At 67.3% G+C, this 2211-nt stretch carries 2 protein-coding genes; both read right to left on the reverse strand.

What is annotated here, in order from left to right; translation table 11 throughout:
- Positions 1–52 precede the first annotated feature (52 nt).
- Positions 53–862, reverse strand: a complete 810-nt coding sequence (istB, locus tag B9C43_RS55290) for an IS21-like element helper ATPase IstB (RefSeq protein WP_084435129.1) — start codon at positions 860–862, stop codon at positions 53–55.
- Positions 862–2115: an IS21 family transposase gene (gene istA / locus B9C43_RS55295; protein WP_084435130.1), complete on the reverse strand. Its 1254-nt coding sequence runs from the start codon at positions 2113–2115 to the stop codon at positions 862–864. Before istA ends, istB begins: the two co-directional genes overlap by 1 nt.
- Between the last annotated feature and the right edge of the window lie 96 nt (positions 2116–2211).

Genomic DNA, 2211 nt, shown 5'->3' on the forward strand with positions numbered 1-2211 from the left:
TTTGACCCCTTTCCGGCATCTGAATGTTGACCCCCTGCATGGGAATTGATCTCTACTCTTCGGTTGTGCCGGCGGTGGGGACGCGGCCGAGGTCGCGGTCCTTGAGCCGGTAGCTGTCGCCCTTGAGGGCGATGACTTCGGCGTGGTGGACGAGGCGGTCGATCATGGCGGCGGCGACCACGTCGTCACCGAACACCTCGCCCCACCGGCCGAAGACCTTGTTGCTGGTGACGATCAAGCTGGCCCGCTCATACCGGGAGGAAACCAGTTGGAAGAACAGGTTCGCCGCTTCCGGTTCGAACGGGATGTAGCCCACCTCGTCCACCACCAGCAGCGGGATCCGGCCGAGCTTGACCAGTTCGGCTTGCAGCCGGCCGGTGTGGTGGGCCTCGGCCAGCCGGGCGACCCACTCCGCGGCGGTGGCGAACGCGACCCGGTGCCCGGCCTGGCAGGCGCGCATCGCCAACCCGATCGCCAGGTGTGTCTTGCCGGTGCCGGGTGGACCGAGGAACACCACATTCTCTTTGCCAGCAACGAAATCTAGTGTCCCGAGGTGGGCGATCACGTCTCGCTTGAGACCTCGAGCGTGGTCGAAGTCGAATTCCTCCAACGATTTACGCGCTGGGAACCGGGCGGCGCGGATCCGCCCCTCACCGCCATGCGACTCGCGCGCGGACACCTCACGCTGCAGGCAGGCGACCAGAAACTCCTCGTATGACCAGGATTCGGCCCGCGCCCGTTGGGTCAGCCGGGTCACCGACTCACGCAGCGTCGGCGCCTTCAACACGCGGGTCAGATAGGCAATCTCAGCGGCCAGGTCCCGGCTGGTGGTCTTCTTCGCGGTAGTTCGGGTGGTAGGCATCACGCCACCCCACCATCGGCACGATCAACGCCCTCAACGCCCAACGCGGTGTCGTAATCGGACAGACGACGGACTTCAACCTCCGGTTCCGGCGCTGGCCGTAGCATCCTGATTCGCGTACGTTGCAACGACTTCGCGGCGGCGACATGCCCCGGGGCGGAGATCGTTTGGTGCCAAGCCCAGATCCGCTCGTGATCAGCCACCGTCTTCCCGTCGCAGACCACCCGCACCCGGGTCAGGTCGGCGACGATCTCCACCCGCCGGCCGATCACCGCCGGATGCACCGAATAGTCGTTGGAGTCCAAGCGAATGTAATGATCCCGCGCCAATCGGGTCGATGCCCGCCAGCCGACCACCGGTGCCACCGGCGGCAGCGTGAGCATCGCCTGCTTGTCCGCGGTGATCCGCTCGGTCGGGGCACAGCCCAGCGCCCGCCGGGGCCGGGTGTTGGCCACGGCCAGCCACCCGGTCAGCTGGGTATTGAACTCGGCCGGGCCATCGAACGCACGGCCGGGCAGGAACGAGCGTTCCAGATAGTCGTGCGCCCGCTCGACCAGGCCCTTGGCTTCGGGGTCGGCCGGCCGGCAGATGACCACCTTCGCCCCCAGCGTGCCCCGAAACGCCTGGCACTGCTTCGTCAACTCACTGCGCCCGCCGCGCCACCGGCCGATCGCCCCCTCACCGTCCCAGACCAGCGTCCGCGGCGCCGCCCCCAACCGCTCGATCAGCCGCCACCAACCGGCGAACAGGTCCTCGGCTCGCCGCGACGGGATCAGCACCGCGGACAGCCACCGCGAATACCCACACACCATGGTCAGCACCGGCAACTGCGCCGGGCGGCGCACCTGCCCGAACCCCACCGACAGTGTGATCGGCGGGAACCACAGATCACACTGCGCGATCTCCCCGGCCACGTAGCTCGTGCGCGAGGCCGGGTCCGGCGGCAGATACACCGGTCGCAACTCCGCCACCCGAGACGACAGCACCCGGATCGACCGGGTCCAGCCGATCCGTTCGGCGATCACCGTCGCCGGCATCGTCGGAAATGCCTGCAGCAACTCACGAATCCGCGGTTCCACAGCATCCACAATGGACCCCTTCGGCTGCCGCACGTACTTCGGCGGCGCATCCGAGGCCAACGCGGCGCGCACCGTGTTCCTTGAGACGCCCAACACCCGGGCGATCGCCTTGATCGGCAACCCTTCCGCCCGGTGCAACCTGCGAATCTCAGCCCAATCTTCCACGGACAACACCCTTCGTCCTCCCTGGCTCGGCTCGAGCCAGAGTCACCGGACAGGGGGTCAAAATTCGGATGCCACGCCGGGGTCAGTTTTCACGTGCCGTCGACA

The organism is Kibdelosporangium aridum (assembly GCF_900176515.1).
Classification (GTDB): Bacteria; Actinomycetota; Actinomycetes; order Mycobacteriales; family Pseudonocardiaceae; genus Kibdelosporangium; species Kibdelosporangium aridum.

Excerpts from the sequence above, each read along its gene's own strand:
- istB (WP_084435129.1), bottom strand. The coding sequence starts at position 862 with ATGCCTACCACCCGAACTACCGCGAAGAAGACCACCAGCCGGGACCTG.